The sequence below is a fragment of the Nocardioides sp. CPCC 206348 genome (assembly GCF_048654705.1).
Lineage (GTDB): Bacteria > Actinomycetota > Actinomycetes > Propionibacteriales > Nocardioidaceae > Nocardioides.
Map to the genome: position 1 here is coordinate 4,919 of NZ_JBMCZA010000116.1, position 1,803 is coordinate 6,721.

A 1,803-nucleotide genomic window follows, 5' to 3' on the forward strand; every position below is an offset into this window, starting at 1 on the left:
TGCTCGCGACCGAGCTCGAAGGGCTCGACCAGCGGATCAGTTGCCTGACCCGCAGCCGCGACACGATCCGGCGCTACCTCGCCCAGACCCGGTCCGACGCGGCTGCGAGCTCCTGAGGTTCAGCGCCAGCCGAGCGCCGGCGCGACCTCGGTCAGGATCGACTCGATCACGTGGGCGTTGTAGTCGACACCCAGCTGGTTCGGCACCGTCAGCAGCAGCGTGTCCGCCTCGGCGATGGCCTCGTCCTCGCGCAGCTGCTCGATGAGGGCATCCGGTTCGGCGGCGTAGGAGCGACCGAAGATCGCGCGCATGTTGTCGATCTGGCCGACCTGGTCGCTGTCCGGGCGACCGCCGAAGTACATCCGGTCCTGCTCGTTGACGAGCGGGAAGATCGACCGGCTGACCGACACCCGCGGCTCGTGTGGGTGGCCGGCTTCGGCCCAGGCGTCGCGGAAGATCCGGATCTGCTCCGCTTGCTGGACGTGGAACGGCTGGCCGCCCTCGTCCTCCTTCAGCGTCGAGCTCATCAGGTTCATCCCCAGACCGGCGGCCCAGCGCGCCGTACCGTTCGACGCAGCGCCCCACCAGATCCGGTCACGAAGGCCCTCGGAGAACGGCTCCAGCCGCAGCAGTCCCGGCGGGTTGGCGAACATCGGGCGCGGGTTCGGCTGCGCAAAGCCCTCGCCGCGCAGCACCTCCAGCAACACCTCGGTGTGACGACGGGCCATGTCGGCCTCGGTCTCGCCCTCGGCCGGGGCGTACCCGAAGAGGCGCCAGCCGTCGATGACCTGCTCGGGTGAGCCTCGCGAGATGCCGAGCTGCAGGCGGCCGCCGGAGATCAGGTCGGCTGCCCCAGCGTCTTCCGCGAAGTAGAGCGGGTTCTCGTACCGCATGTCGATGACACCGGTACCGATCTCGATCCGGCTGGTCCGGGCGCCGATCGCGGCGAGCAACGGGAAGGGGCTGCCGAGCTGGCGGGCGAAGTGGTGCACGCGGAAGTACGCGCCATCGGCACCCAGCTCCTCCGCCGCGACCGCGAGGTCGATCGACTGGAGCAGCGTGTCGGAGGCGGTACGCGTCAGCGAACCGGGGCTGTCCGCCCAGTGGCCGAAGGAAAGGAATCCGATCTTCTTCACAAGTCGTTCAACCTTCAACCAGTCTGGATCATTCCTTGCGGAGCAGCGCCAGGAACATCGCATCGGTGCCGTGGCGGTGCGGCCACAGCTGGGCGGTCCCGGGCAGCGGACCGTCCGCATCGGTGACGCCCGGCAGCAGCGGGCGCACGTCATCGACCCGCAGTCCCGGCACAGCACCGGTCACTGCCGTCACGACATCGGCCGTCTCCGCGAGCACCGGCGAGCAGGTGGCGTAGAGCAACGCTCCGCCGGGCCGCAGGATGCGCGCGGCCTCGGTCAGCAGCGCCTGCTGGAGCGCGACCAGGTCGGCGAGGTCCGCCGGAGTACGACGCCAGCGCGCCTCCGGACGGCGGCGCAGGGCGCCGAGGCCGGTGCACGGTGCATCGAGCAGGATCCGGTCGATGCTGTCGTCGGCGAAGGGCGCGCGGGTCGCATCGGTCTGCAGCACGCCGGCCAGGTCCGCACCTGCTGCCTTGGCAACGAGGCCCGCCCGGTGGTGGTGCAGCTCGGTGCCGATCAGCAGGGCGCCCCGCTCGGTGGCCAGCGCAGCGAGCAAGGCGGCCTTGCCGCCCGGGCCGGCACACAGGTCCACCCAGCGCTGGTCGCGGCCGTCGACAGTGGCGTCGGCCAGCGCGAGCGCGACCAGCTGCGAACCCTCGTCCTGCAC

1 protein-coding gene and 1 pseudogene are annotated in these 1,803 nt (G+C 70.9%); both read right to left on the bottom strand.

From position 1 onward, the window contains the following. Positions 1–119: 119 nt before the first annotated feature. A complete protein-coding gene (locus tag ACOADB_RS07080) occupies positions 120–1,136 on the bottom strand; it encodes an LLM class flavin-dependent oxidoreductase (protein WP_378597262.1) in 1,017 nt (338 codons plus the stop codon). Between the two features lie 28 nt (positions 1,137–1,164). Next, a pseudogene (locus tag ACOADB_RS07085) lies at positions 1,165–1,803 on the bottom strand (rRNA cytosine-C5-methyltransferase); the annotation flags it as partial.